We start from the raw sequence: 26,020 nt of genomic DNA, 5'->3' as shown, positions 1-26,020 counted from the left end.
CCTATCGGGCGGGCTGGAGGGCGATGGTGGTGCCGTCCTCGCGGGCGGTTCGGTAGGCGATCCGTCGGCCGAGGTGGACGGCGTTGCGGCCGTTGCCGAGCGCGTCGAGGAGGAACGACTTCGCCGCGGTGTACTCGGCATCGGCATCGGCGCGGGTGGCGCGGCAGATCTCGTAGCGGGCGGCGATCTCGCAGGGGATCTCGACGTCGATCTCGTCGTAGCGGTTGGGCTGGACGCGGATCGTGTCGTAGGTGGCCTGGGAGTTGCCGATCTCGGGGCGCCGGCCGTGGCGGACGTCGTCGAGGAACTGCTCGGCTGCGGTCCTCATGGTGGCGGCGTCGGCTTCGTCGTACTCGACGGTGTACTCGCGGTAGTCGTGGCCGGAGATCAGGACCGCTACGTGGCAGACCGGCAGGCCGAGCGTGTCCAGTTGCCACTGGATCTGGCAGTAGTAGTGGATGGGCACACCCTGGTCCCACTCGTGGGCGACGGGGCTGGTCTTGATTTCGACGAGCTCCTCGCGGCCGAGCAGGTCGGGGGTGGCTCGCTGCCACGACCGGTCCCGGTGGCACCAGGTTCCGGTGGTGGCGAGGCTCAGCTCGGGGTGCTCGTCCTGGAATTTGGCGCCGACGGCGGGCTCCAGGCGGCTGCCCCACTCGACCTGCGGAGTGACGACGAAGGGTGTGGTGCGCAGGCCGCTCTTCTTGTGCCAGAGAGTGAACTGGTCGGACCAGGGTGAGACGCCCATGACTGCGGCGATCTCGGTGGCGGTGATGCAGAGCCCGCTGCGGGCCGCGTCCCACTCTGTGGTGCCCGGGGTGAATGTCCCGAGGAGCACGCCGGTTGGGGTGGTGATCACGCGGCTTCCCGCCCCACCGCGATCATCTGGAGCTTGGTGATGCCGTCCTGGTCGTGCTTGGCGACCTGGACCGCGGTGGCGTACTCGGGGTACAGCCCGGCGAGGCGGTCGAAGTTGGCGAGGTCGGCGGCCGAGATCGCGGCGATGAGGTGGCTGGTGAAGCTGCCGGGCTCTGTGCCGCCGGCGCGTCCGAAGAAGTGCAGGACGTGCTGCGCGGTCTGCGGAGGGATCACGGTCTTCTCCTGGTTCAGGGTGTGGCGGGGTAGGGCCCTGGCAGTGCAGGGCCCTGAGGTGGGTGGTGGGTGCGGCCGGAGAGAGCCCTCGACGGCCGCCAGATCAGGCGGCGTAGCGCTCGGGGTGGATCCGACGCATGACCTCGCCGAACGCGTCGTTGAACGTCGAGGTGTCGAAGTACATGAACGGCTCGGTGATCGCCATGTCGGAGATGATCGCGAGGCCGTCCGTGTCGTCGCTCTCGTGGCCTTCGGCCATCCGGACGATGTCTTCGTCGGTGAAGCTGGTCCTGATCGGCGCCGGAAGCTCCGACCCGTACTGGAACACGCCGTAGGTGCGGTGGTTGATGAGATTCCTGAGGGCGTGCCGGTCCAGCGTCTTGTCACCGCGCAGTTCCTCGGCGGTTCGGGTCCAGTCGGTGAAGTCGGCGATCTCGCGAGCGGTCGCCTCGGCTTCGTCCTGGGCGTCGCAGGCGACGAGGAGACGCCCGGAGTGGTGGCCGACGGCCCAGGTGTAGTCGTAGCTGCCCTTGTTCGGGTCGACCGGGTAGACGCGGAGGCCGGGGGCGGGTTCGGTGGCGGTGACGGTGGTGCCGTCGGCGAGCGTGTGCGTGAGGGTGTTCACGGTGGCTCCTATGGGTTGGTGCGTCGGGGCGGCCGGCCGGTGCACGGCGGCCCCGACGGGATCAGGCGCCCGGGATGTGCGTCGGGCTGGTGCCGGCGAGCGGCGAGAGGTGGAGCGGCAGGACCGGAATCGGCTGCGTCTCCGCGACCGCCGGGTGGGCGGCCAGGGTGCCGGTCTTGCGGTGGTTGGCGAGCTGGGACCGGAGCGCAGTCACCTCGGCCTCGAGGGCGGTGGCTCGCTGCGTGGCCTCGGCCTCCCGGATGACTGCGTCTCCGAGTCGGCTGGCCTTCGCGTTCGCCGCGTCCCTCGCTTCCGTGGCCTCGACGAGGCGGCGCCGGAGTTCGCCCGTTGCCGCTCGCTCCCGGGCCAGCAGGTGCTCCAGCTGGAGCAGCCGGTCGAGGACCCGGTGCCGGCCCGAGGGGCGGGCTATGCCGAGGAGGCTCACTCCGGTACCGCCCTCTCGTCGAAGCCGGCGCCCTGGAGGAGGGTGTCGAGTTGGTGGTCTCGCTCGGCGAGACGCTCGTCCAGGTCGGCGTTGTGCCGTTCGCAGATCTCCAGCTGGACCTGGAGTTCCTCGATCGTCGCCCGCAGCATGGCCGTCTCGGCGGTAGCCTCCGGACCGGCCAGCAACCCGTTCGCCTCCAGGGCGACCGCGATCGTCGCGGGCACCACGCCGTTCTTCGACCGCGTCATCGCCCGGCAGATCACCTCGGCAGCAGCACCGATGGCCTTCGTGTTCACGCGGCACGCTCCAGGTCCGCGCCGGCGACGACAGCCTCGAGCAGCCGGCGCATCGTGCAGTACGACCTCACCACCGTCAGCTCGTTCGGGACCTCGCCGCCGTCGTTGGCGTCAAGCTCGACCTGGATCTGTTCGAGGAGCCAGTCAGACACCTTCGCGCTCATGACGCCACCGCCTTCGGGGCTGCGTAGACCGGCGCCTCCACGTACTCCCGGAACGGCCGCCCGCTGTAGCCCTGCCGCCACTGGATCGGTCCGTGGCACTTCTTGTACGGGTCGTGGACCCAGCGGGGATGCATGGACAGCCGCCCGCATCCGGGGCAGGCGATCCTCGGACCCAGCTCCTCGTTGCACTCGTGGTCGCGGCGCTCCCACTCGGTGGGCCTCCGGACCTCGACCGAGCAGTCCGTAGCCGTCTCCCTGGCGAAGTCGGGGAACTCGCAGTAGTCCGCGAACTGCTTGAGCGCGTCGTCCTCGGTCTCCGCCGAGACCCTCACCAGGTAGGTGGTCGTCACCTCGAACGCGATGTTGAACTCGCGCTCGTGCAGGTCCCATACCTTGTGCCGCTCCATAGCCTGCTCGGCTTCGAGGAGGAAGTCCTCGACGTCCGGGTCCGGCATGGCCGGCTTCGGACGCGGCCAGCGGTAGCTGTAGTACTCGTGGTCACCGGAGTGGCAGAGCTCGCGCTGGCACTCCTGGTAGGTCTCGTCCGGGTTGGTCTCGCCACACTTCATGACGCACCTCCGAGGCGCAGGTAGCTGACGGGGTACGAGCCGGGGAGCGTGGCCTGCGAGTCGAGGTCCAGGTGGTCCACGTCGTACTGGTGGGCGGCCACCGTCATGAGGCGCATCCGCTCGTCGGCGGCACGCTTCAGGGCGAGCATCTGCAGGTCGCCGTCCAGGCGGGCGATCTCGGGCGTCGGGGCGCTCATCGGGCACCTCCGCAGGTGCAGCGCCGGGTGATGCCGCCGACGTAGCCGCAGGAGTCCTCGTGGCCGCCGTTCGGAAGCCACGGCTCCTCGATCACGTCGACGTGACCCAGGGGGATTCCGCCCGGGTAGCCCTCGACCTGCACCACCGGCTCGCCGTGACCCAGGTTCCAGGCCAGGCTGCGGGTCCGGGTCTCGAGCCCCTCGTCGTCACGGGTGCCGGGGTAGGCCGTCACCGGGGTGCCGATCGGGTTCGCCGTGTTCCAGGCGACGGCGCGGCGGGTGCCCTCGGCCATCGCGTCGGCCGCGGCCGTGATGTAGCTGTCGAGGGCGCGGGCAGCGATCGTGTGGCCCTGCGACATCAGCCAGTCGGCGGCCTTCTGCAGCTCCTCGGTGCGGTAGTCGTCGAGCAGCTGGAGGGAGTGCTCCTCGTCAGCTCCGGCCGCGAGGCTGACCCACTCGGTCGGGTTCGCCAGCTCGGCCAGCAGCCGCTCACGGGCGCTCATGACAGCACCTCCGTTGCCTGGCGCAGCGCCACGCCGGACAGGGCCTTGTCGGCCGCCGACCAGCGGGCCAGCAGCGTTTCGCGGGCCGGGTCGGCCAGGCTCGGGCAGTCGCGCCCCTTGAGTCGTGACTCGATGCTGTCGAGCTCGGCCGCAGCCTCGATCTGGGCGAGAGGGCGCTGCTTTGCCGAGAGGCGACTCACGGCCAGCGGGGCCTCGGCGGGCGCCGGCTTCGGGCGCTGGGAGGGGATCAGGTCGGCGACCCGATCGGGCATGATGTTGGACATCGGGATCTCGCTCTCTCCGCACGGACTGGTGCGGTGGAGGTGGGATTGCGGTAGGCCCTGCTGCCGGAGGTGAGATGCCGGCGGTGGGGCCGTCTGCCGTCTTAGGCGGCGCGAAGCGTGTACTTGTTCGGCAGCACTTCGCCAGCGGACTGCACCGACCTGATGTGATCGGCGGTCAGTCGCGGCGACTTGCCGACGTAGGTGAAGGGGATCCGCCGGGCGTGGATCGCCTCGATCACCCAGTTCTCCGTCTTGCCGAGCAGCGCTCCGGCCTCGGCCGGCGTGTAGCAGCGGAGGTCCGAAACGGGGCTCGCCGCACGGACGAGGGACTCCACGGCGGCCGTCAGCCGCTCGATCAGGGCCGAGTCGACGCTCGGCGGGGCCAGGTCAGTCCTGGTCACGGGGCTTCTCCCTTGTGATGGCGTTCATGGGCACGTCGAGTTCCTCGGCTATGCGCCTGAGGGTCTCGACTCCCGCGCCCTGCAGATCTCGCTCCACGTGGGAGAGATATCCGGGGTCGCGGTCGATGAGGTGAGCAAGCCGGCGCAGGGACATACCGCTCTTCCTGCGGAAGGCCCTGATTGCGGCTCCGTTCGGTGTCACACCCAAAACCTAGACCCATTGCTTGGGTGTTGGCAAGCGCTTCGTTGGGTGTTCATTGGGTGCCACTAGTGCAGCAGCCCCGAAACGCGCGCCCCCTGCACTTCAAAAGGCAACAAAAATGCGCCCCCATACGTCGATCGTTACTGGTCAAATCCGGTGAACGATGGGTGCGTGTTGCCTAGGCGTGAGGCATGATGACCCCATGAGCAGGGATTGGGAGCAGCTTGCGCGCGCCATCGAGGCGGCACGCGATGCCATGGGGCTGACTCAGGTCGCGCTCGCCGAGGCCGCTGGAGTCAGCGAATCAACCGTGCAGAACCTCGAGTCAGGCGCCACCCGCCGCCGCACCCCGCCCTCCCTCGCCAAGGTTGAGCAGGCGCTGGGATGGGCCGCCGGGACCGGTCTCGCAATCCTCACCGGGGCGGCTGGGCCGGCCGACGGCGCTCCGATCGCTACGGAAGGTGCGGCCGCCGCTGGACTCCCCCTCCGCATCGTCCAGGCGCTAGGCGACGGCCCACTGCTGGACACGAAGATCCTTGACCTTGAGGACGATTCAGGCGCGCGCATGATCGTGGTGGTCAAGGGCAAGCAAAATGCAACGCCCGAGGAGATCGAGCGAGCCCTGAAGGCTTGGGAGCGGACCGAGGCTCAGCTGCGCGGCGACCAAAGCGGCAAGCAGTAGCCCCCGGTACCCAACAAACACCTCACTAATCCCCCACGAACCCCTCACAACACCGGTAGCCATGTGCTTTCATGGCGTTACACCGTCGAGGGGGCCACGCTCGAATGGTTGGGGGACCAATGCCGGTCCAGGTTCAGCGCGTGTCCGTCATGCCGCTTGATGTGCAGATTTGGGTGACGAGAACCCCAGCCTGCACAGTTCTCTACATCGTCGACGCCTTGGCGGCCGAGCTCGGCGAAGCAGGTCTCGCCAGACTCTGCGCGGCCATCGCCGACGCCCTGTAGGTAGTCATCAACCCGGACAGCACTGCCTGTTGGGATGGCATGAGCCGCCAGGCAGCGCCGCACAGCAATGAGGTGATCATGGCCTTCGCCGAGAAGCGCGGCTGGGACAAAGCCGCCGGCAAGTACCGGTACCGCGGGCGGTACAAGTTGCCCAACGGCACTTACGGGTCCGTAACGAAGGACGAACTGGGGCAGCCGTTCTTCACCAAGGCCTCTGCGAAGAAGTACGCGAGCGGCCTCGAGACCGACGTAGACAGGAAGACGTTTGTCAACCCGCGATCCGGGCGCATCCACGTGGGCGACTGGGCTGACACATGGATCAACTCCATGGACGTCGCGAACCGCAGCGACAAGACCTACCGGCAGCGGCTGCGGTCGGTGATTCTTCCGGAGTGGGAGCATGCCGCGCTCGCGGACATCACGACCGTCGCGTTCAACACGTGGGAGAAGGACCTACGCACCCGCTACGCGCCGGCCTACGTCAAGTCGATCGTGTCGGTCTTCCGGCTAATGCTGGACGACGCCGTCACTTCGAGACTGATTGGCTCCAACCCGGTTCCGACGCGCAAGGCGCAGCGGCGCGGGAAGTACGAGGGCAAGCGCAAGGAGGACACCACCGTCCTTGCCACGCCACGTCAGGCGCGTCTGATCGCCGAGAACGCCCGCACCATGCGCGGCCTGCCGGGCTACGCGCTGGTCATCACGATCGCCTACGCCGCCCTTCGGATCTCCGAGGCGGCTGGCCTTCGCCGGGAACACCTGCTTCTGGATGACCACGGCTCGGGAGCCCGCCTCCTCGTCCAGGAGCAGCATCAGTACGTCGGTGGCAAGCAGTCCCAGGTGCCACCCAAGTACGGGTCGTCCGGGAGCATCATCCTGGCGCCGTTTCACGCAGAGCTGTTGCGGGAGCTCCTTGACTCCCACTCATCCCCCTGGGTGTTCACAGCCGCCCGGGGAGGCAAGCTGGTTCCGAACGCGAGCTTCTACAGCGACGAATGGCGGGTGTTCGTAGACGGCCGGCCCGTAGTGCACGACCGGCTGGGGCGACGGTCGCGGCTGCCGGACTTCCCGGGCGTCGCTGGCGTGGAGAACATCGTCCCGCACGGCTTGAGGCACTCCCACAAGGTCTGGCTCGATGAGGGACGGCATCCGCGGGTGGCGGTGGAGGAGCGAATGCGGCACGTCCTGCCGGGCGTGGAGGGGACCTACTCCCACACGACGCTGGTCATGGAGAAGGCCATCGCGGCCTACCTGCAGGAGCTGTGGGAGGGGTCCCTTGGGGTCAACGTGGACTCACGTGAGCTGGTGCCGCCGAGGCCCAGGCGGAAAAGGGCCGAGCAACCCGGAGACGCTCTCCCGAAATTCTCCCAGAAGTTCCTCCAGGCGCACCGATCAGGCCTCTGACCTGCGGAAGGCATGCCTGCCCGGGGCGATCCCCCGCGTCGCCCCGAGCAGACGGTCCCGCGCGCTGAGTATATTGGCTCGGAGCCAGTCAACGCAGGAGTAAGCATGGTCCCGCGCAGCCCGTCGGTCAATGAAGAATTGCGCAGACGTTCCCGGGAGCGGCTGCTGCAGGCTACGGTCGAACTGGTGGCGGAGCGCGGGTACGAGGCGACCAAGCTGGGCGACATCGCCGACCGGGCGGGCGCGGCGCGCGGCCTGGTCTCGTACTACTTCCCCGGCAAGCGCCAGCTGCTCCAGTCCGCCGTGCACCGGCTGATGCACCTGACGCTGGAGGCGGCCCTGGAGCGCGAGCCCCGCTCGGACGACGGGCGGGAGCTGCTGGCCCGGGCGATCGACGCGGTCCTCGGGCTGGCCCGGGACCAGCCCCGGCTGATGCGCACGCACATGGCGGGCATCCTCCAGGCGGAGGGGTTCATCCGGTGTCCGGAGCAGCAGCGCCTGGCGGAGCTGCTGCGGGGGGCCGTCGCGGCGTACGGCTCGGCGGACGTGGACGCCGACTACCCGCTGCTGCGGGCGCTGCTGATGGGGGCGGTGGTCGCGGTGCTGCTGCCGGGGGCGCCGATGCCCGCGTCCCGGCTGCGGGCGGAGCTGTTCCAGCGGTACGGACTGGACTGGGAGCTGGGTGTCCCGCCGGACGGGGGGCCGCCCGGCGGAACGTTTCCCCCTCGTGCGGGGTGAGGGCCGTCAGTGGTACTCGGGCTGGCTCTGCACGTTGAGCCGGTCCAGCCGCACCCACTTGGCGCTCTCGGTGCGCCAGTCGTCGAGCCTCAGCACGTCGAGGCCCTTGACGATGTCGTTCGAGTAGATGTGCCCGTTGTAGTAGTACGCCGACCACGAGCCGCCGAGGCCCAGCTGGTCGGTGGTGAGCGGTCCGCGCTCGAAGTAGCCGATCTCCTTGGGGGCCGCGGAGTCGGTGAAGTCCCAGACCGAGACGCCGCCCTGGTACCAGGCCTGGACCATGATGTCGCGGCCGCCGCCGACCGGGATCAGCGAGCCGTTGTGGGCGACGCAGTTCTCGGTGTCGGCCTGGTGGCGCGGGATCTTGAAGTAGCCCTTGAAGACCAGTTTGCGCTGGTCGCCCCGGCCGGTGATGTCGTAGATCCCGTCGGCGCCCCGGTTGGGTCCGGTGGCCTCGTTGCAGGTGGCGCCGCCACCGCCGCCGAGTTCGTCGGTGAACACCACCTTGTTCGCCCGCTCGTTGAAGGTCGCCGAGTGCCAGAACGCGAAGTTGACGTTGTCCTGGACGCGGTCGATGACCTTCGGCTGCTCCGGCTTGCTGATGTCGAAGAGGATGCCGTCGCCCATGCAGGCACCCGCGGCCAGGTTCTTGGACGGCAGCACGGTGATGTCGTGGCAGCCGGTGGTCTTGGAGACGCCGGGGTTGGTCGGCGCGCCCGGGTTGCCGCCGTCCGGGAAGAGCACCGGGAAGCCGACGACGGCGGCCTGGGTCGGGGCCTTCTTCGGGACCTTGACCACGGAGATGCCGTCGTGCGGCGGCTTGCAGTCCGGGAAGGCCTCGTTGGGCGAGTACGAGGAGACGTAGAGGTAGATGTCGCGGCCGCCGGGCACCAGGGTGTGGGTGTGGGATCCGCAGGCGGTCTCGACGGACTTGATGTACTTGGGGTTCTTCTTGTCCTTGATGTCGAAGATCTTGATGCCCTCCCACGAGGACTTCTCCGTCGCGGGCTGCGAGACGCTGTTGCAGGAGTCGTCGCTGCGGGAGGAGTCGGTGGAGAGGAAGAGCAGGTCGCCGGAGACGGAGATGTCGTTCTGTCCGCCCGGGCACAGGACCCGGGTGAGGACCTTGGGCGCCTTGGGGTTGGCGATGTCGTAGATGGTGAAGCCGTCGTAGTTGCCGGCGTAGGCGTAGTCGCCCTGGAACGCCAGGTCGGAGTTGATCCCGGCCGGGTTGGCGCTGGGGATGTTGGCCAGGGGTTTGATGTTGGCGCTGTGCACGATCTCGTCCTTGCCGGGGATCTCCCCGGGGGCGAGTTCGCGGCCCTGGGCGGGGGCGGCGCTCTGCGGGGATCCGGCGCCCGGGGTCAGGTCGCCCGGGTCGGGGGTGGCGGCCGCCGGTCCGGCGGTGGCCAGGAGCGTGGCGAGGAGTCCGGCGGCGGCCAGGGCCGCCCCCAGACTCCGGTGGCGCGCTCTGACGCTGCGGTGCGAGGTCACTGTGCCTCCCGTGGGGGCCCGTACGTTTCGCTCCTCCTGGGAACGGAACCTGGACCCCGGCAGTATCTTGCTTTTCATGGACATGGCAAACGCATTACTCGGCCGATTCCTGGGGGCGGCCCTGACCGCCGGCCTCCTCCTGACCGCCACCGGATGCCAGGACGACGACGCGGGCTCCCGGGCGGCGGGCGACGGCTCGCCGGTGGTCGTCGCCCCCGGGAAACCGGGCGGCCCGGCCCGCACCCTCACCCCCGAACAGGCCGCGAGGGAACGCCCCGACGACAGCCCCAACGCGGCCGACCACGCCTACGTGCGCCACATGGCCGAACACCACCGCCAAGCCCTCGCGATGAGCGCCCTGGCCCCCGACCGGGCCTCGGCGGACGGGGTGAAACGGCTCGCGGAGCGGATCGCGGCCGCGCAGGGGCCCGAGATCGGGGCCATGGAGAAGTGGCTCTCCCGGTACCCGGCGCCGGGCGGTGACTCCGGCGGCCACGACCACGCCGCGATGCCCGGCATGGCGACCGGACAGCAGCTGGCGGAGCTGGCCGCGGCCAAGGGGGCCGACTTCGACCGGCTGTTCCTGCGGCTGATGACCGCCCACCACCAGGGGGCGCTGAAGATGGCCGGGGAGGCCCTCGCCCAGGGCAACAACGTCGCCGTGGAGGAGATGGCGAACGAGGTCGTGGCCACCCAGAGCGCCGAGATCGAACGGATGCGCGCGTTGGGCTGACGGGTCCGGGGGCCGGTGGCATCCTGGGAGCACCTGCGGGAGGAGTACCGCCGTGCTTCGTGTCGCCGTCGTCGGTTCGGGCCCCAGCGGGGTCTACGCCGCCCAGACGCTGGTCCAGCAGCGGGAGGTGCCGGGCGTACGGGTCGACGTCCTGGACCGGCTGCCGGCCCCCTACGGCCTCGTGCGGTACGGGGTGGCCCCCGACCACGAGAAGATCAAATCGCTGACCGGAAATCTGCGGTCGGTCCTGGAGGACGAGCGGATCCGCTTCCTCGGCGACGTGGAGGTCGGCGGCGCGGGCCTGCCGACCGCCCGGCTGCTGGAGCTGTACCACGCGGTGGTGTACTGCGTGGGCGCCGCCCGCGACCGGATGCTCGGCATCCCCGGCGAGGATCTGGCCGGGGTGCACTCCGCGACGGCCTTCGTGTCCTGGTACAGCGGCCACCCGGACGCCGGCCCCTTCGACCTGGGCGGGGTCCGCTCGGCGGTGGTGGTCGGCGCCGGCAACGTGGCCGTGGACGTGACGCGGATCCTGGCCCGGGGCGTGCCCGAGCTGGAGCCGACCGACATGCCCCAGCCCGCGCTGGGCGTGCTGGCCGCCAGCGGGGTGCGCACGGTGTCGATGGTGGCCCGGCGCGGCCCCTCCCAGGCCAAGTTCACCACCAAGGAGCTCCGCGAACTGGGCACGCTGCCCGGCGTCGGCACCCGGGTGGACCCCGCGGAGCTGGCCCTAGACCCGGCGTACGAGGACCAGGGCGCGGCGGCGGCGCTGCCCGCGGCGGTCCGGCGCAACCTGGAGGTGCTGCGCGGCTGGTCCGGGGCCCTCCCGGACGGCGCGGCCGCGGCCCGGGACATCCGGCTGCGGTTCTACCTGCGGCCGGTGGAGGTGCTGGGCGGGCCCGACGGCCGGGTCCGCGGGCTCCGCTTCGAGCGGACGGCCCCGGACGGGCGGGGCGGGGTGAGCGGGACGGGCGCGTACGAGGACGTCGAGGCCGAGCTGGTGCTGCGCTCGGTGGGCTACCTGGGCGTGCCGCTGCCCGGCCTGCCGTTCGACGCGGCGACCGGGACCGTGCCGCACGCGGCGGGCCGAGTGCTGCGCGAGGGCCGGGCCTCGGTGGGCGAGTACGTGGCGGGCTGGATCAAGCGCGGGCCGACGGGGGTCATCGGCACCAACCGGCCGTGCGCCAAGGAGACGGTGTCCTCGCTGCTCCAGGACGCGGGCGCGCTGGCCCGCCGCGACCTGCCCGCGGACCCGCTGGACGCCCTGCGGGCGGCGGGCCTGCACCCGGTGGAGTGGCCGGGCTGGCTGTCCATCGAGGCGGCCGAGCAGGCCCTGGGCCGCTCCCTGGGCCGCCGCTCGGTGAAGATCCCCGACTGGACCGGCCTGCGCACGGCGGCGGGCCCGGCCGGCTCCTAGCAGCCACCCGCGGGGGCTTCCCCGGCGGAGCCGTCCGCGGGGTGGTGGTCCTCGTCGGCCGTGGCGGCGGTCAGGATGCTGTCGAGGAGGCCCGGGAAGCGGGTCTGGAGGTCTTCGCGGCGCAGGCCGTTCATCTTGGCCGTGCCGCGGTAGGTCTGGCGTACGACGCCGCTCTCGCGCAGGACGCGGAAGTGGTGGGTGGTCGTGGACTTGGTGACCGGCAGGACGAAGTCGGAGCAGGCCAGTTCGGCGTCCGTGGAGGCGAGTTCGCGGACGATGGACAGCCGCATGGGGTCGGAGAGGGCGTGCAGGACGCCCTCCAGCCGGATCTCGCCGGGCTCGGGGTGGGCGAGGGCGCGGGCCGTGTCGCGTTCCGTCATGTCCTGCTCCACTCGTTCGGCTCGGCTTCGGGTCCCATCGTACGAGAAACGTCGTAGGAAGGCCGCGTGAAGGGGGTGGGTGCGGCGCCGCTCACGGCGGCGCCGCACCGGGTCACCAGCTGCGGTGGTACTGGTCCGGCGTGGGGATCTCCGCGCCCAGCTCGGCGGCCGCGCGGCGGGCCCAGTACGGGTCGCGCAGCAGCTCGCGGCCGAGCAGGACGGCGTCCGCCTCGCCGTTGGCGATGATCTTCTCGGCGTGCTCCGGCTCGGTGATCAGGCCGACGGCGGCGACCGGGAGTGTGGTCTCGGCCTTGACCCGGGCGGCGAAGGGCACCTGGTAGCCGGGGCCGAGCGGGATCTTCACGTGCGGGGCGAGCCCGCCGGTGGAGACGTCGAGGAGGTCCACGCCGTGCTCCTGGAGCAGCCGGGCCAGCCGGACGGTCTCGTCTGCGGTCCAGCCGTTCTCCTCCAGCCAGTCGGTGGCGGAGATCCGGAAGAACAGGGGCAGTTCCTCGGGCCACACCGCCCGTACGGCGTCGACGACTTCGAGGGCGAGGCGGGTGCGGTTCTCGAAGGAGCCGCCGTACGCGTCGGTGCGCCGGTTGCTGTGCGGGGAGAGGAACTCGCCGATGAGGTAGCCGTGGGCGCCGTGGATCTCCAGGACCTCGTAGCCCGCGTCGAGGGCGCGCCCCGCGGCGGCCGCGAACCGGGCGGTGATCTCGTGGATCTCCTCGGTGGTGAGCTCGTGGGGCACCTGGTACCCCTCGTCGAACGGTACGGCGCTCGGGGCGACCGGCTGCCAGCCGTGGCCCTCGGGGCCGACGGGGCGGCCGCCCTTCCAGGTGCGCTCGGTGGAGGCCTTGCGGCCGGCGTGGGCGATCTGGATGCCGGGGACGGAGCCCTGGGACTTGACGAAGGCGGTGATCCGGCGGAGGGCCTCGACCTGGGTGTCATTCCAGATGCCGAGGTCGTAGGGGCTGATGCGGCCTTCCGGCGCGACGGCGGTGGCCTCCTGGATGATCAGGCCGGTGCCGCCGGTGGCGCGGGCCGCGTAGTGCGCGAAGTGCCAGTCCAGGGCCACGCCCGCGTTCGGGCCGAAGGCCTCGGCGCTGTACTGGCACATCGGGGCCATCCAGACGCGGTTCGGGATGGTGACCGAACGCAGGGTGTAGGGCTGGAACAGGGCGGCGAAGGCAGCGGGTGCAGCACTCATGGGGCTCTCCAGACGTGACCGGACGCGCACCGGGGACGGCGCTAAGTACGAGAAACACCGTACTACGAAAACTCCCGTAGTACGAGCCCCCTCGTACAACGAGGCCGAAGGGTCGAACGGGTCTTCGGCGGCCCGGCCTGCCCGACCGCCGTCGGCGGTCGGGTGCAGACTGGCCGGAAGCTGCCGTGAGGGACAACGACGTCCGGAGGTGTCGGCCATGACCGACGTGGTACTGCTCGCGGGGACCCGCAAGGGCCTCTTCATCGGCCGCCGCCGGGGCGAGGACCCCTGGGAGTTCGACGGACCGCACTTCAACGCCCAGGCCGTCTCGGCGGTGGCCGTCGACACCCGGGGGCCGCGGCCACGGCTGCTGGCGGGCGGGGACAGCTCGCACTGGGGGCCGTCCGTCTTCAGCTCGGACGACCTGGGCGCGACCTGGCGGGAGCCCGCCGCGCCCGCCGTGAAGTTCCCCAAGGACACCGGCGCCTCGCTGGAACGGGTCTGGCAGCTGCACCCGGCCGGCCCGGAGGCCCCGGACGTGGTCTACGCCGGGACGGAGCCGGCCGCGCTCTTCCGCTCCACCGACCGGGGCGAGTCCTTCGAGCTGGTCCGGCCGCTGTGGGAGCACCCGACCCGTTCACAGTGGGTGCCGGGCGGCGGCGGTGAGGGGCTGCACACGGTGATCACCGACCCGGCGGACGCGGACGCCGTGACGGTGGCGGTCTCCACCGCCGGGGTGTTCCGCACCAGGGACGGCGGGGCGAGCTGGGCACCGTCCAACCGCGGGGTCTCGGCCGTGTTCCTGCCGGACCCGGACCCGGAGTTCGGCCAGTGCGTCCACAAGATCGCGCAGGACGCCGGGGACCCCTCCCGGCTCTACCTCCAGAACCACTGGGGGGTCTACCGCAGCGACGACGCGGGCGCCGCGTGGACCGACATCGGCTCCGGCCTGCCCTCCGACTTCGGCTTCGCGGTGGCCGCCCACCCGCACCGCCCGGACACCGCCTACGTCTTCCCGCTGAACGCCGACTCCGACCGGGTCCCGGCGGAACACCGCTGCCGGGTCTTCCGCACCCGGGACGCGGGCGCCAGCTGGGAACCCCTCACCAAGGGGCTGCCGGCCGGCGACCACTACGGCACCGTCCTGCGCGACGCCCTGTGCACCGACGACGCCGACCCGGCGGGCGTCTACTTCGGCAACCGCAACGGCGAGCTGTACGCCAGCCACGACGACGGCGACAGCTGGCAGCTCCTCGCCGGCCACCTGCCGGACGTGCTCTGCGTACGGGCGGCCGTGCTGCCCTGAGGCCGCGGACGGGACCGGCTGTCGGTGTGGGCCAGTAGAGTGATCACCCATGGCAGCACGACCGTTGAACGAGATCGTCGAGCCGGGCTGGGCCCGTGCTCTGGAGCCGGTGGCGGGGCAGATCGCCGCCATGGGCGACTTCCTGCGCGCCGAGATCGCGGCGGGCAGGACGTACGTCCCGGCGGGGGCGAACGTGCTGCGCGCGTTCCAGCAGCCCTTCGACGAGGTGAAGGTACTGATCGTCGGGCAGGACCCCTACCCGACACCGGGGCACGCCATGGGCCTGTCCTTCTCGGTCGCGCCCGAGGTGAGCCCGTGGCCGCCGAGCCTGGACAACATCTTCCGCGAGATGCACGCCGACATCGGCACGGGCAAGCCGCTCAACGGCGACCTGACGCCGTGGACCCGGCAGGGCGTGCTCCTGCTGAACCGGGCGCTCACCACCGCCCCCCGCAAGACCGGCGGCCACCGGGGCAAGGGCTGGGAGGCCGTCACCGAACAGGCCATCCGGGCACTGGCCGCGCGCGGGAAGCCGCTGGTGTCCATCCTGTGGGGCCGCGACGCCCGCAACCTGCGGCCCCTGCTGGGGGACCTGCCGGCCGTGGAGTCCGTCCACCCCTCGCCCATGTCCGCGAGCAACGGCTTCTTCGGATCCCGCCCGTTCAGCCGGACCAACGAGCTGCTGGCCGGGCAGGGAGCGGAGCCCGTCGACTGGCGGCTGCCGACCGTCAGTTGAACCGTATATGACATTGAACTACGACATTCAATGGATAAATACGGACAGATGCCGCTCGAGCGGGCCCTGCCCGAACACGTGGTTCCGATAAACCAGTAGCATGCGGCGCCATGAGCTCCCCCACTGGGCCCGCAAACGGCCTGCCCGTACGAATGCCGCGACCCCGCCAGACCGGACGGCACCGCCGGCCCGAGCCCGCGGTGGCGCCCGAGGGCGCGCCCGCGCTGGTGCTCGCCGTGCCCGGTGTCCCCTCGGCCGCCTCGCGGGGGCTGGCCGAAGAGGTCATCAGCATCGGCCGCTCCGAGCTGCCGGGGCTGGACGCCCGGATCGGCTACCTCGAGGGCGAGGACGGCCAGGAGAGCGAGTTCCCCTCGCTGTCCGGCGTCCTGAACGCCGTCGCGCAGGAGCGGACCGCGCGCGCGGAGTTCGCCCGCGCCGCCGGTCTGGAGGTGCCCGCGCCGACCGGCCCCGACGCCGTGGTCGTGCCCCTGCTGGCCGGTCCCGACGGGGACCTGCTGCGCCGCATGCGCCAGGCGCTGATGGACTCCTCGGCCGCCGCCGAGCTGGCCGACGTGCTCGGCCCGCACCCGCTGCTCGCCGAGGGCCTGCACGTCCGGCTCTCGGAGGCCGGCCTGGCCCGCGCCGACCGGGCCCGGCTCTTCACGGTGGCCACCGCCGCCGACGGCATCATCCTGGCCACCACCGGCGGCGAGGAGGCCGTCCAGGCGGCCGGGATCACCGGCATGCTGCTGGCCGCCCGGCTCGCGGTGCCCGTGATCGCCGCCGCGCTGGACCAGGAGGGCTCGGTGGCGGCGGTCGCCGCCGAGCTGCGCGGTTCCGGTTCGGCCCAGCTGGCGCTGGCCCCGTACCTGATCGGCCCGGAAGCGGCCGAGGGGCTGCTGGACACCGCCTGCAAGGAGGCCGACTGCTCGGCCGCCGAAGTGCTCGGGGCCTACCCGGCGCTCGGCAAGCTGGCCGTGGCGGCGTACAGCGCCGCCCTGGGCCTCCAGCTGGGCGCCGCCGCGCAGTAGGACCACCCGCACGTGTGACGAAGGGCCCGCCCGGAACCCGTTCCGGGCGGGCCCTTCGCCGTGCCGTGGGCGCCGCGGGCACGGCCTAGCCGAAGACGACGCAGGAGGCCGCGGGGACGGCCAGGGATCCGGCCCGGCGCGGGTGGCCGGTCAGCGGATCCACGTCGAACCAGGTGACGTCCCCCGAGCGCTCGTTGGCCGCGTAGAGGCGGCGGCCCGAGGGGTCGGCGGCCAGGTCGCGCGGCCAGTGGCCGCCGCATCCGGTGGTCCCGGTGTGCCGGGGCTCCTCGGGGCCGCCGGCCAGGGAGAAGGTCACCAGGGTGTCGGCCCCGCGGACGGCGGCCCACAGGAAGCGGCCGTCGGGCGAGACCGCGACCGCCGACGGGTAGGCCCGTGCGCCGCCCGGGGCGGTCCCGGAGGCGACGGGGACCTCGCCGACGGGTTCCAGGAGCCCCTCGGCCGCGTTCCAGCGGCAGACGGTCAGCTGCGGCTCCAGCTCGTGGAGTACGTAGACCAGCTCGGCCGCCGGATGGAAGGCGAGGTGGCGCGGCCCGGTCCCGGCGCGCAGGACGGCCTTCGCGTGCTCCCGGGGTGCTCCGGTGTCCGGGTCGAGCGCGAGGACGCGTACGGCGTCGCCTCCGAGGTCCACGGTGAGCACCCAGCGACCGGTGGGATCGGGGAGCACCTGGTGGGCGTGCGGGCCGGCCTGCCGTTCGGCGTCGGGGCCGGAGCCGGTGTGAGCGAGGACCGCGGCCGGGCCGGCGACGCTGCCGTCGGGGGCGAGCGGCAGGCTGCTGACGCTGCCGGAGCCGTAGTTGGCGGTGAGCAGCCGGCCTCCGGCCAGGCTGAGGTGGGTGGGTCCCGAGCCGTCAACGGGTACGGGGGCTCCCAGCGGGGAGAGCCCCGCGGCGGTGGCGCGGAAGGCGCCGACGGCTCCCCGGCCGGTCTCGCTCACCGCGTACACCACGCCGGAGTTCCGGTCGACGGTGAGGAACGAGGGGTCGGCCAGGGAGTCCGCGCGGGAGAGCGGGGTCAGCGCTCCGGTGGCCGGATCCACGGCCGCGGTGGTGACACCGCGGCCGCCCCCCGAGGTGAACGAGCCGATGTAGGCCCGGTGTCCGCCGCCCTGGTCCGTACTGTGCGCGCCGCCCACTGGTGCCTCTTTCCGCCGTCCCGGATCCGTCTCCGGAGCCGACGGTAACAGAAGGTCTAGACCAAGCCCCGTCCCCTGGCCCGTTCCTGGGCGCCGGGGTGGTGGACGTACGCCGTGGAGCTCGGCCGGTCCTCGTAGGTCCGGTGGAAGACGGGCGTGGCGGCGCCGGAGATCGGCGGGACGATCCACGACCAGTCCGCCCCCACCTCGCGGCCCTTGCGCTCCTCGCGCTCCAGGTGCGAGAGGAACCGCCGGGACTCGGTGTGGTGGTCGGCGATGGTGACGCCTGCCCGGTCGAAGGAGTCCAGCACGGCGCGGTTGAGCTCGACCAGGGCCCGGTCCCGCCACAGCGAGCGCTCGCTGGAGGTGTCCAGGCCGAGTCTGCGGGCGACGGCCGGGAGGAGGTTGTAGCGGTCGGTGTCGGCGAGGTTGCGGGCGCCGATCTCGGTGCCCATGTACCAGCCGTTGAACGGGGCGGCCGGGTAGTGGATGCCGCCGATCTCCAGGCACATGTTGGAGATGGCGGGCACGGCGTGCCAGCGCAGCCCCCAGTCGCTCCAGTCGTCGCGCTCGTCGGGGTGCCGGATCGGGACCTCCAGCACGGCGTCCGCGGGGGTGTCGAACCAGCGGGGCTTGTCGTCGACGCCCTGCACGACCAGCGGGAGGAGGTCGAAGGGGGTACCGGCACCGCCGGACCAGCCCAGGGCTAGCAGGGCCTCGGTGAGCGGCGCGTTGCGGGCGTCGCCGACCGTTATGGAGTGGTGGTCCCCGTAGCCGGCGTAGCGCACCAGCTGCTCGCTCCAGATCAGCGGACCGGGGCGGTCCGGGGTGTCGGGGGCGAAGACCGTGATGGTGGGCCGGACCCGGCCGCCGTTGGTCGCCTCGCGCAGGTGCTCGAAGCACTCGGCGGCGATGTCCTCGGCCCCGGTCAGCCCGCGCCGGTCGCGGACCCGCAGGGAGTTCCAGTAGAGCCTGCCTATGCAGCGGTTGCTGTTGCGCCAGGCGACGCGGGCGCCGTGGACCAGCTCCTGCGGGGTGTGGCGGTAGGTGCCGCTCTCCGCGAGCTCGGCCCGTACGGCGGCGAGCCGGGCGCGCGGATCACCGGCCTGCGGATTCTCCCGGTGGAAGAGCCGGATGAACTCCTCGGCTTCCTCCCACACCTGAGCGGCGCTCGAGTGCTTCTGCAGAATTTCCATTCCGGGCGGTTACCCCCTGTCCGGCCAGATCCACCCTGTACGTGCCGGATGAATGTGCAGTGAACAATCACCCGTTGTACACGGCGCAGGTCAGCCCGGCGGGGATGGAGCGCCCGGAACACCCCTCCGGGTGATGTGGGCGCAACGGCCTGCGGCGAGGCGCTCCGCGGGCCTATCATCCGCCGCATTACGGATAGTTGGGGAGGGGGGCGGCCAGGCCGGCTGGGCGGTCCGGGCAGCCAGGCGGTCCTGGCGGTTCAGGCGGTGATGACCAGCGGGGCGCGCGGGTCCGTGCGCAGCGGGGTGGCCAGGGCGACCAGCGCCTCTTCCAGCCCGTGCAGATGGGCCAGGGCCGGTTCGGTGCCGGACTCCCGGGCCGCGGCGCGCGGTGCGGCGGGCTCCGGGGACCCCTCGGGGGCGGTGAGGGCCTCGACGGCCGCCTCCACGCGCCAGCAGGCGGCGGCGAGCCGGGCGTCGTGGGAGGCCTGCGGGTCGGCGGCGACCGCCACGAGCCCGCGCACCTCGCGGGCGCAGTCGTCGAGCAGCGCCATGACCTGCCGGGCGCGGGCCTTGCGTGCGCGCAGCGGGCTCAGCGGGTGGACGAGCGGCGCGAGGGCGACGCGGGCGCGGACCAGCAGGAGTTCCAGCTCGGCGGCGTGCGGGGCGGGGTCGGCCGCGGGGTCCCCGGCCAGGCGGTCCAGGGAGGCCGCGGTGGCGGCCCGTACGCAGTGCAGGGCGCGCTGGATCCAGGCGTCGTTGGCGCCGTGGGTGGTCACGGGGAGGATCAGCACCACGGCGAGGGCCGCACCGAGGGCGCCGACGGCGGTCTCCTCGAAGCGCAGCAGCAGCAGTCCGGGGTGGAGCACGCCGAGGAGGCCGTAGAGCAGCCCGGCCATGACGGTGACGAAGAACATCATCCAGGAGTACGAGGGCGCCGCCGTGTAGAAGATGCCGAAGACGCAGACGGCCACGAGGGCGGCGGTCGGCGCGGGCGCGCCGTGCAGCGGTACGGCGATCAGCAGGCCGGCGGCGATGCCGACGACGGTGCCCAGGACCCGGCGGAAGCCGCGGACCAGGGTCTCGCCGCGCGAGGCGGTGTTCACGAAGATCCACCAGGCGGTGCCGACGGCCCAGTACCAGCGGTCCTCGGACAGCACCTGTCCGACGGCGAGGGCGAAGGCGCAGGCGGCGGTGGCCTGGAAGGCCTGGCGGGTGGTGGGCCGGGCCAGGCCGGTGCCGGGCAGCGGCGGCGGCGGCGCGGCGGGGGGCGTGCGGCGCTCGATGGGCCAGAGCACGAACCGCACGGCCCCGGCCGATACGAGCGCCAGGGCGACGGCGGCGAACAGCTCGGGCAGCTGGGCGGGCCGGGCGTGCAGGAACTGGGTGACGAAGAACATCATGAAACCGAAGATGCCGAGGGCGTGGCCGCGCGGCCCCCAGCGGCGTGCGTAGACCCCGGCGAAGACGACGGCGAGGAAGGCCGCGTCGCGGGCGGCCGGCATCCCGTGCAGTCCGGTGGCCAGCACCAGGACGGGGAAGCCGGTGGCCGGCAGCAGGGCGGTGGTCACCCGCTGGGCGCGGACGTCCGCGTCGAGGACGGTGAACAGCGCGAGCAGCGCCGCGAGCCCGCCGGTGATGGAGGCGGTGAGCGAGAGCCCCGCCAGTTCGGCGACGGCGACGGCCGCGCCGGTGCCGATCACCGCACGGAGCGAGTTCCGCAGTCTGGTGCGCCCCGGATCCGGAGCCACGAACATCCTCTTCATGGCGGTGTGCCGCCCCCCTCGGAGTCAAGCGCGCCGGCCCGGATCCGCCCGGGGGTGGTGGGCGGCGCACGGGCACGGCGAAGGCACCGCGCTCCGGACCGGCCTCGTTGCCGTCCGGCGCTGCGCGGCGCCGAAAGTACATGGATATGACACAGATAAGCATCCGCAGGGGCATTGGCTCAAGCGACGTCCGTCACGTTGGACCGTTGGCACAGTTCCGGAGCGCTTCTTCCGGCCACCGTGAGGCCAACGGACCGGGCGGTCCACGGCCGGACCGACGCCGGTCCGCCGGTCCCGGCAGGGTCAGGGGTCCTCGGTCGGCACGCACAGCACCGGGACGGGCGAGAGGTGCAGCAGCTTGTGCGGGGTGGAGCCGAGCAGGGCGCCCCGGATCGGGCTGTCGCCCCAGCTGCCGACGATGATGACCCGCGCGCGGTGGCGTTCGGCGGCGGCGAGCAGGGCCTGGGCCGGCTTGTCGTCCACCACCTCCACCGTCGAGGGGACGCCGGCCTCGTCGGCGGCCTCGACGGCCCGGGCGAGCGCGGCCCGGCCGGCCTGGAGGACGGCCTCGCGGTGGGCGCGGTACTCCTCCCCGGTGGCTCCGGGCGCCGCGGCCCCGTAGACGAGGACCAGGGGTTCCCCGAAGGCGGTGGCCACCTCCAGCGCCACCCGCAGGGCCCGCTCCGCGCCGGGGGATTCGTCGTAACCGAGGACCACGGACATCCGGCCTCCTCAGCCCTTGGCGCCGCGCACGAGGGCCGGGTCGACCACGCCGCGGCGCTCCTGCCAGAACCTGCCGTCACGGACCCGCCAGAAGCACATGAGGACCACGCCGAGGGCCGCGATGCCGATGCCGATGACCAGCGGCGGGCCGAGACCGAACCACGAGGTCCCGCCGGCGGAGTTGCGCGGGTCGGACATGTCGACGACGGACTCCACCAGCAGCCAGGTCAGCAGTCCGGCGCCGACCAGCGGGCCCACGCCGATGAGGAAGAAGTTGTGGGCGTTCTCCAGCAGGTGGCGGCGGTAGTAGACGGCGCAGGCCACACCGGTGAGCGCGTAGTAGAAGGCGATCAGCAGGGAGAGCGCGGTGAGGGAGTCCAGGAGGGCGTTCTCGCTGATCCGGTTGACGATCAGGTACCAGGCGATGGCGATGCCGGCCACCCACCAGGTGCTGACCTCGGGGGTGTGGAAGCGCGGGTGGATGTGGGCCAGGTGCGGGGGCAGGGCGTGGCGCCGGGCCATGGACAGGGCGGTCCGGGAGGCGGGGATGATCGTCGTCTGGGTGGAGGCGAGGGCGGAGGTGCAGACGGCGAGGAGCACCATCCAGTCCCAGCCGCCCATCACCTCGTGCGCGAGGACGGCGAAGACCGCCTCCTCCTCGGCGGCGTTCTTCGCGAGGAACTCGGTCCCGGCGTAGGCGACGATGGCGAAGCCGACGGACAGGTAGGTGACCAGCAGCACCAGGGTGGACCAGATGCCGGCCTTGCCGGGGGCGGTGGCGGAGTCCTCGACCTCCTCGGTGAGGTTCACGGCCGACTCCCAGCCCCAGTAGATGAACACGCCGAGCAGCAGTCCGCCGGTGAGGGCCGCGCCGCCCGCCCCGAAGGGGTTGAGCCAGGTGAGTGAGGGCTCGATCGCGTCGAGGGTGCTGGTGCCGGCGTACACGCGGTAGATGGCGACGAAGGCGAAGACCAGCAGGAAGAGGACCTGGGCGAGGATCAGGACGTCCTGGAGGTGGGCGGAGATCTCGGTGCCGATGACGCAGACGGCGGTCATGGCGAGGATGACCAGGACGGTGAGCGTCTGGCGGACGACCTGGTTGGCGGCCCAGTCGTCGAGGCCGACGGCGAGCAGTCCGAAGTGGACGGCGACGTCGGCGAGGGAGCCGATGACGAGCACCCCGGTCATGGTGATGGCCCAGCCGCCGAGCCAGCCCGCCCAGGGGCCCATGGCCCGGGTCACCCACGAGAAGGTGGTGCCGCAGTCCTGGTCGACCTTGTTGAGGTAGTAGAAGGCGGCGGCGATGAGCAGCATCGGCACGAACGAGGCCAGCATCACGCCCGGGGCGTAGATGCCGGCCAGGGCGACGATCGGGCCGATGACGGCGGCCAGCGAGTAGGCCGGCGAGGTGGAGTTCAGGCCGATGACGAGGGCGTCGAGGAAGCCGATCGCATTGGCCTTCAGGCCCTCCTCGGGGCCGGCGTCGCCGATGGTGCTGCCCGCCCCGGCGCGGTCGCCGTCGTTCATGTACGCATCGTCACGCACACGGCGGCCGCGCGCGAGGCGGGCGGGGCGGGCCGGGTCACTCGGTGCCGGGGGTCTTGCGGGTGGTGACGTTCATCCGGTTCCAGGTGTTGACGGTGAAGACGAGCGCGATCAGCTGGGCGAGCTCCTCCTCGCCGAAGTGGCGTGCGGCCTCGTCGTAGACGGCGTCCGAGACGCCGCCGGGGAGCAGGGTGATCTCCTCGGTCAGGGCGAGGGCCGCGCGTTCCTTCTCGGTGAACAGGCTGGAGTCGTGCCAGGCGGAGAGCTGGTGCATGCGCTCCTGCGACTCGCCGGCCTTGCGGGCGTCGCCGGTGTGGTAGTCGATGCAGTACGCGCAGCGGTTGATCTGCGAGGCGCGGATCTGGACCAGTTCCAGCAGGACGGGGTCCAGTCCCTTGCGGGCGGCGGCGTCGAGGGCGAGGACGGCCTTGAAGACACGGGGGGCGACGGCGGAGAAGTTCATGCGTTCGGGAACCTGAAAAGTTGTCATGTGAAGAACCTACGGGGGTGATCGACCGGGCGTAGGGTGCATTTCCATGCGGGGATCTTGGGTCAATCCGGCGGAGGAGCATCCCTCCGGCGATGGCGACGGCAGCGGCGGCGGCAGCGGCGACGGCAGCGGCAGCGGCAGCGGCAGCGGCAGCGATCTGTACCTGGACCTGGACCTGAGCGGCGGGGGCAGCCTGCGCGCCCGGCTGATGCGCGCCCTGCGGGAGGCGGTGCACTCGGGGCGGCTGGCGCCGGGGACCCGGCTGCCGCCCTACCGGACGCTCGCCGCCGACCTGGGGATCGCCCGCAACACCGTCGCCGACGCCTACGCGGAGCTGGTCGAGGAGGGCTGGCTGTCGGCGCGCCAAGGGTCGGGCACCCGGGTCGCGGAGCGGGCCGTCCCGCTGGAGCCCGAGCGGCCGCGCGGTCCGGCCCGGCCCGCGCGGCGGCGTACCGTCCACGATCTGGCGCCCAGCTCCCCCGACGCCTCGGCCTTCCCCCGTACGGCCTGGCTGGGCGCAGCCCGGCGGGCGCTGGCCGCCGCCCCGCACGACGCCTTCGGGGTGGGGGACCCGCGCGGCCGGATCGAGCTGCGGCGCACCCTGACGGAGTACCTCGCGCGGGCCCGGGGCGTACGGACCTCCCCCGACCGGATCGTGCTCTGCTCCGGGTTCGCGCACGCCCTGGAACTGCTGGGGCCGGTCCTGACGGGCCCGGTCGCCGTCGAGTCGTACGGGCTGCCGTTCCACCGGGAGGTGCTGGAGCGGGCCGGGAGGGCGACGGTGCCGCTGACCGTGGACGGCCGGGGCACGCGGGTCGGGGAGCTCGCGGGGACGGGGGCGCGGGCCGTGCTGCTCACGCCGGCGCACCAGTTCCCGACGGGCGGGCCGCTGCACCCCGAGCGGCGGGCGGCGGTGGTGGACTGGGCGCGGGCCCGCGGCGGGCTCGTCGTGGAGGACGACTACGACGGGGAGTTCCGCTACGACCGCCAGCCGGTCGGCGCCGTGCAGGGCCTGGACCCGGAGCGGATCGTGTACGTCGGCTCCGTCAGCAAGAGCCTGTCGCCCGCGCTGCGGATGGGCTGGATGGTGCTGCCGGGCCGGCTGGTGGACGAGGTCCTGGAGGCGAAGGGGGAGCGCGAGATGTGGTCGGGGGTGACGGACCAGCTCACCCTGGCCGAGTTCGTCTCCTCGGGCGGCTACGACCGCCACCTGCGCCGGATGCGGCAGGTCTACCGGCGCCGCCGGGACCTGCTGGCGGCGCGGCTCGCGGCCGAGGCCCCGCACGTCCGGGTCAGCGGGGTCGCGGCCGGGCTGCACGCGGTGCTGGAGCTGCCGCCGGGCACGGAGGCGGCCGCCCTGCGCGCGGCGCGCCGGGCGGGGCTGGCGCTGGACGGGCTGGGCCCGTACCTGCACCCGGCCAGCGCCATGGCCCCGCGGGACGGTCTGGTGCTGGGCTACGGCACCCCGCCCGAGCACGCGTTCGCGGCGGCACTCGACGCGCTGTGCCTGGCCCTGCCCGAGCCGCCGCAGGCGGTCTGAGGGGTGGTCAGGGACGGGTGTTCCAGCCGGCGATGACCGGGAGCCCGTGCTCCGTGGACAGCACGCTGACGGTACCGGTGCGCAGCAGGAAGAGCCGGCCGTCCTGTGGGGGCAGGCCGAGGTAGCGGGCGGTCAGGACGCGCAGGAAGTGGCCGTGGGCGACGAGTACGACGTCGCCCCGGCCGGCTCGCAGCGTCTGCGCGACGCGGGCGAGGACCCGGTCGGCGCGGACGCCCACCTGAGCGGCCTGCTCGCCCGGGTGCCGGTCGTCGCCCGGCGGGACGCCGTCGGTCCACAGCGACCAGTCGGGGCGGGTGCGCTGGATCTCGGCGGTGGTGACGCCCTCGTAGCCGCCGTAGTCCCATTCGTGGAGGTCGGGTTCGGGGATCCCGCCGGTGAGCCCGGCGAGTTCGGCCGTGGCGACGGCCCGGCTGAGCGGGCTGGTCAGCACCAGGGCGGGTTCGCGGTCGCGGAAGTAGGGGGCCAGCGAGAGGGCCTCGTCGGCGCCCCGCGCGGTCAGCGGCACGTCGGTCAGCCCCGTGTGGCGCCCGTTCGCGCTCCACGCCGTCTCCCCGTGCCTCACCAGCAGCAGTTCACTCATGTCCGGACCCTACGGCGGCGGGCCGGGGCCCGGCATGTCGGGTCGCCGGAGGCGGGCGGGCGTGTCACTGTCGGGCGTCATGGACGTGCGTGAGTGCAGGCGGCTGACGGTCCTGCTGCTGGTGCTGACCTGGGTGACGGGGCTGATCGAGGCCGTCAGCCTGCTGGCCCTGGGGCCGGTGTTCACCGCCATGCAGACCGGCAACGTGCTGTTCCTCGCCTTCGGCACGGCCCATCAGGGGAGCCTGCCCGCCCTGGCGTCGGGGGTGTCGCTGCTGTCGTTCGCGGTCGGCGCGGTGTGCGCGGCCCGGCTGGAGGGGGCCGCGCAGGCCCGGGGGCGGCACTGGTTCGTGATCGGCCTGGCGGTGGAGGCGGCGCTGGTCCTGGCCGCCGCCTGCGTCGGGTGGGGCGTGCCGCCCCGGTACGGCAACCCGGCCGCGCGGCACCTGATGACGGCCGCCGTCCTCGCGGGCGCGATGGGTTTCCGCAACGTCACCAGCATGCGGGTCAACATGCCGGGGGTGCCGACGACCCTGGTGACCCGGTCGATGACGGCCCTGCTGGGCGGCTCGGCGCTGGGGCACGACAGCGCCTTCGGCTACGGCACGGGCGCGTGGGGGCGGCGGGCGTGGGCGGTCGCCGCGATGTTCGCGGGCGGGCTGACGGGGGCCCTGCTGGTGCGGGCCGGGTGGACGGTGAACTGGCTGCTGCTGCCGGCGTCGGCGGTGGTGTGCGCGGTCGGCCTGGCCTACGTCCGACAGCCGGAGCTACGCCCCGGCACCTGCTGAAGGGGGGCAGGCCCGGGCGGGGCGGG

General features: G+C 72.6%; 32 protein-coding genes. 10 read left to right on the top strand and 22 right to left on the bottom strand.

What is annotated here, in order from left to right; all coding sequences use genetic code 11:
* Position 1 precedes the first annotated feature (1 nt).
* From ABD973_RS29245 to ABD973_RS29190, 12 genes are all read right to left on the bottom strand, one after another.
* Entirely contained in the window at positions 2-859 is an 858-nt protein-coding gene (locus tag ABD973_RS29245; RefSeq protein WP_345503020.1) for a YqaJ viral recombinase family nuclease, read from the bottom strand.
* Positions 856-1,092 carry a hypothetical protein gene (locus tag ABD973_RS29240; RefSeq protein WP_345503018.1) on the bottom strand — a complete coding sequence of 79 codons (237 nt, stop codon included), beginning with the start codon at positions 1,090-1,092 and terminating at the stop codon, positions 856-858. The genes ABD973_RS29245 and ABD973_RS29240 overlap by 4 nt, the downstream gene beginning before the upstream one ends.
* Positions 1,093-1,195: 103 nt before the next feature.
* A complete protein-coding gene (locus tag ABD973_RS29235) occupies positions 1,196-1,717 on the bottom strand; it encodes a hypothetical protein (RefSeq protein ID WP_345503016.1) in 522 nt (173 codons plus the stop codon).
* A 61-nt stretch (positions 1,718-1,778) separates the two neighbouring features.
* Positions 1,779-2,162 (bottom strand): hypothetical protein, encoded by a 384-nt coding sequence (locus ABD973_RS29230; RefSeq protein WP_345503014.1) that lies wholly within the window; start codon positions 2,160-2,162, stop codon positions 1,779-1,781.
* Positions 2,159-2,458 carry a hypothetical protein gene (locus tag ABD973_RS29225; protein ID WP_345503012.1) on the bottom strand — a complete coding sequence of 100 codons (300 nt, stop codon included), beginning with the start codon at positions 2,456-2,458 and terminating at the stop codon, positions 2,159-2,161. Before ABD973_RS29225 ends, ABD973_RS29230 begins: the two co-directional genes overlap by 4 nt.
* Positions 2,455-2,622, bottom strand: a complete 168-nt coding sequence (locus tag ABD973_RS29220) for a hypothetical protein (RefSeq protein ID WP_345503010.1) — start codon at positions 2,620-2,622, stop codon at positions 2,455-2,457. Before ABD973_RS29220 ends, ABD973_RS29225 begins: the two co-directional genes overlap by 4 nt.
* Positions 2,619-3,191: a hypothetical protein gene (locus ABD973_RS29215; RefSeq protein WP_345503008.1), complete on the bottom strand. Its 573-nt coding sequence runs from the start codon at positions 3,189-3,191 to the stop codon at positions 2,619-2,621. The genes ABD973_RS29220 and ABD973_RS29215 overlap by 4 nt, the downstream gene beginning before the upstream one ends.
* On the bottom strand, positions 3,188-3,388 hold the full coding sequence (locus tag ABD973_RS29210) for a hypothetical protein (RefSeq protein ID WP_345503006.1): 201 nt from the start codon (positions 3,386-3,388) through the stop codon (positions 3,188-3,190). Before ABD973_RS29210 ends, ABD973_RS29215 begins: the two co-directional genes overlap by 4 nt.
* On the bottom strand, positions 3,385-3,891 hold the full coding sequence (locus tag ABD973_RS29205; protein ID WP_345503004.1) for a hypothetical protein: 507 nt from the start codon (positions 3,889-3,891) through the stop codon (positions 3,385-3,387). The genes ABD973_RS29210 and ABD973_RS29205 overlap by 4 nt, the downstream gene beginning before the upstream one ends.
* Positions 3,888-4,175, bottom strand: coding sequence for a hypothetical protein (locus ABD973_RS29200; RefSeq protein ID WP_345503002.1), 288 nt, complete (start codon positions 4,173-4,175; stop codon positions 3,888-3,890). The genes ABD973_RS29205 and ABD973_RS29200 overlap by 4 nt, the downstream gene beginning before the upstream one ends.
* Positions 4,176-4,276: 101 nt before the next feature.
* The gene (locus ABD973_RS29195; protein ID WP_345503000.1) at positions 4,277-4,576 is read right to left on the bottom strand and encodes a hypothetical protein; all 300 of its coding nucleotides are present in this window, start codon (positions 4,574-4,576) and stop codon (positions 4,277-4,279) included.
* Positions 4,563-4,778: a helix-turn-helix domain-containing protein gene (locus ABD973_RS29190; RefSeq protein ID WP_345502998.1), complete on the bottom strand. Its 216-nt coding sequence runs from the start codon at positions 4,776-4,778 to the stop codon at positions 4,563-4,565. Before ABD973_RS29190 ends, ABD973_RS29195 begins: the two co-directional genes overlap by 14 nt.
* A gap of 202 nt (positions 4,779-4,980) precedes the next feature.
* Here ABD973_RS29190 and ABD973_RS29185 point away from each other — a divergent pair, with 202 nt between their 5' ends.
* From ABD973_RS29185 to ABD973_RS29175, 3 genes are all read left to right on the top strand, one after another.
* Positions 4,981-5,460, top strand: coding sequence for a helix-turn-helix domain-containing protein (locus tag ABD973_RS29185; protein ID WP_345502996.1), 480 nt, complete (start codon positions 4,981-4,983; stop codon positions 5,458-5,460).
* A gap of 362 nt (positions 5,461-5,822) precedes the next feature.
* A complete protein-coding gene (locus ABD973_RS29180) occupies positions 5,823-7,148 on the top strand; it encodes a tyrosine-type recombinase/integrase (RefSeq protein WP_345502994.1) in 1,326 nt (441 codons plus the stop codon).
* Positions 7,149-7,253: 105 nt separating this feature from the next.
* Positions 7,254-7,886: a TetR/AcrR family transcriptional regulator gene (locus ABD973_RS29175; RefSeq protein ID WP_125597252.1), complete on the top strand. Its 633-nt coding sequence runs from the start codon at positions 7,254-7,256 to the stop codon at positions 7,884-7,886.
* Positions 7,887-7,892: 6 nt separating this feature from the next.
* Here the strand turns inward: ABD973_RS29175 and ABD973_RS29170 are convergent, their stop codons facing one another.
* Entirely contained in the window at positions 7,893-9,380 is a 1,488-nt protein-coding gene (locus ABD973_RS29170) for an LVIVD repeat-containing protein (protein WP_125820219.1), read from the bottom strand.
* 76 nt (positions 9,381-9,456) lie between these two features.
* Here ABD973_RS29170 and ABD973_RS29165 point away from each other — a divergent pair, with 76 nt between their 5' ends.
* Both ABD973_RS29165 and ABD973_RS29160 read left to right on the top strand, forming a co-directional pair.
* Entirely contained in the window at positions 9,457-10,113 is a 657-nt protein-coding gene (locus tag ABD973_RS29165; protein ID WP_125820220.1) for a DUF305 domain-containing protein, read from the top strand.
* Between the two features lie 52 nt (positions 10,114-10,165).
* Positions 10,166-11,530: an FAD-dependent oxidoreductase gene (locus tag ABD973_RS29160; RefSeq protein ID WP_345502990.1), complete on the top strand. Its 1,365-nt coding sequence runs from the start codon at positions 10,166-10,168 to the stop codon at positions 11,528-11,530.
* Here the strand turns inward: ABD973_RS29160 and ABD973_RS29155 are convergent.
* Together ABD973_RS29155 and ABD973_RS29150 are read right to left on the bottom strand one after the other, a co-directional pair.
* Positions 11,527-11,910: an ArsR/SmtB family transcription factor gene (locus tag ABD973_RS29155; RefSeq protein WP_125820222.1), complete on the bottom strand. Its 384-nt coding sequence runs from the start codon at positions 11,908-11,910 to the stop codon at positions 11,527-11,529. The two genes, ABD973_RS29160 and ABD973_RS29155, sit on opposite strands and share 4 nt — an antisense overlap.
* A gap of 112 nt (positions 11,911-12,022) precedes the next feature.
* Positions 12,023-13,123 (bottom strand): NADH:flavin oxidoreductase/NADH oxidase, encoded by a 1,101-nt coding sequence (locus ABD973_RS29150; protein WP_125820223.1) that lies wholly within the window; start codon positions 13,121-13,123, stop codon positions 12,023-12,025.
* A 217-nt stretch (positions 13,124-13,340) separates the two neighbouring features.
* Between ABD973_RS29150 and ABD973_RS29145 the strand changes: the two genes are divergently transcribed.
* The 3 genes from ABD973_RS29145 (at position 13,341) to ABD973_RS29135 (ending at position 16,196) form a co-directional block, all read left to right on the top strand.
* Positions 13,341-14,429: a WD40/YVTN/BNR-like repeat-containing protein gene (locus tag ABD973_RS29145; RefSeq protein ID WP_125597234.1), complete on the top strand. Its 1,089-nt coding sequence runs from the start codon at positions 13,341-13,343 to the stop codon at positions 14,427-14,429.
* A 49-nt stretch (positions 14,430-14,478) separates the two neighbouring features.
* Positions 14,479-15,165, top strand: coding sequence for a uracil-DNA glycosylase (locus tag ABD973_RS29140; RefSeq protein ID WP_125597231.1), 687 nt, complete (start codon positions 14,479-14,481; stop codon positions 15,163-15,165).
* 110 nt (positions 15,166-15,275) lie between these two features.
* Entirely contained in the window at positions 15,276-16,196 is a 921-nt protein-coding gene (locus ABD973_RS29135; RefSeq protein WP_125820224.1) for a sirohydrochlorin chelatase family protein, read from the top strand.
* An 85-nt stretch (positions 16,197-16,281) separates the two neighbouring features.
* On the opposite strand, the gene ABD973_RS29130 is transcribed toward ABD973_RS29135, so the two are convergent.
* The 6 genes from ABD973_RS29130 to ABD973_RS29105 form a co-directional block, all read right to left on the bottom strand.
* Positions 16,282-17,349 (bottom strand): lactonase family protein, encoded by a 1,068-nt coding sequence (locus ABD973_RS29130; protein WP_125820225.1) that lies wholly within the window; start codon positions 17,347-17,349, stop codon positions 16,282-16,284.
* A 56-nt stretch (positions 17,350-17,405) separates the two neighbouring features.
* Positions 17,406-18,545: a nitric oxide synthase oxygenase gene (locus ABD973_RS29125; protein ID WP_345502984.1), complete on the bottom strand. Its 1,140-nt coding sequence runs from the start codon at positions 18,543-18,545 to the stop codon at positions 17,406-17,408.
* 257 nt (positions 18,546-18,802) lie between these two features.
* Positions 18,803-20,308, bottom strand: coding sequence for an FUSC family protein (locus ABD973_RS29120; protein ID WP_125820227.1), 1,506 nt, complete (start codon positions 20,306-20,308; stop codon positions 18,803-18,805).
* Between the two features lie 303 nt (positions 20,309-20,611).
* Positions 20,612-21,031: a universal stress protein gene (locus ABD973_RS29115; protein ID WP_345502982.1), complete on the bottom strand. Its 420-nt coding sequence runs from the start codon at positions 21,029-21,031 to the stop codon at positions 20,612-20,614.
* A gap of 9 nt (positions 21,032-21,040) precedes the next feature.
* Entirely contained in the window at positions 21,041-22,558 is a 1,518-nt protein-coding gene (locus tag ABD973_RS29110; protein WP_345502980.1) for an APC family permease, read from the bottom strand.
* Positions 22,559-22,613: 55 nt separating this feature from the next.
* Complete coding sequence (locus ABD973_RS29105) at positions 22,614-23,066, bottom strand: carboxymuconolactone decarboxylase family protein (RefSeq protein WP_241253140.1); 453 nt, start codon at positions 23,064-23,066, stop codon at positions 22,614-22,616.
* Positions 23,067-23,112: 46 nt separating this feature from the next.
* On the opposite strand from ABD973_RS29105, the gene pdxR reads away from it, so the two are divergent.
* Positions 23,113-24,606 (top strand): MocR-like pyridoxine biosynthesis transcription factor PdxR, encoded by a 1,494-nt coding sequence (gene pdxR / locus ABD973_RS29100; protein WP_345502976.1) that lies wholly within the window; start codon positions 23,113-23,115, stop codon positions 24,604-24,606.
* 7 nt (positions 24,607-24,613) lie between these two features.
* Here the strand turns inward: pdxR and ABD973_RS29095 are convergent, their stop codons facing one another.
* On the bottom strand, positions 24,614-25,207 hold the full coding sequence (locus tag ABD973_RS29095) for a histidine phosphatase family protein (protein ID WP_125597203.1): 594 nt from the start codon (positions 25,205-25,207) through the stop codon (positions 24,614-24,616).
* Between the two features lie 79 nt (positions 25,208-25,286).
* Here ABD973_RS29095 and ABD973_RS29090 point away from each other — a divergent pair, with 79 nt between their 5' ends.
* Entirely contained in the window at positions 25,287-25,994 is a 708-nt protein-coding gene (locus tag ABD973_RS29090; RefSeq protein ID WP_125820229.1) for a YoaK family protein, read from the top strand.
* Positions 25,995-26,020: the final 26 nt, after the last annotated feature.

This window comes from Streptomyces racemochromogenes (assembly GCF_039535215.1).
Taxonomy (GTDB): Bacteria; Actinomycetota; Actinomycetes; order Streptomycetales; family Streptomycetaceae; genus Streptomyces; species Streptomyces racemochromogenes.
This window is presented reverse-complemented; position numbering and strand designations above follow the sequence as displayed.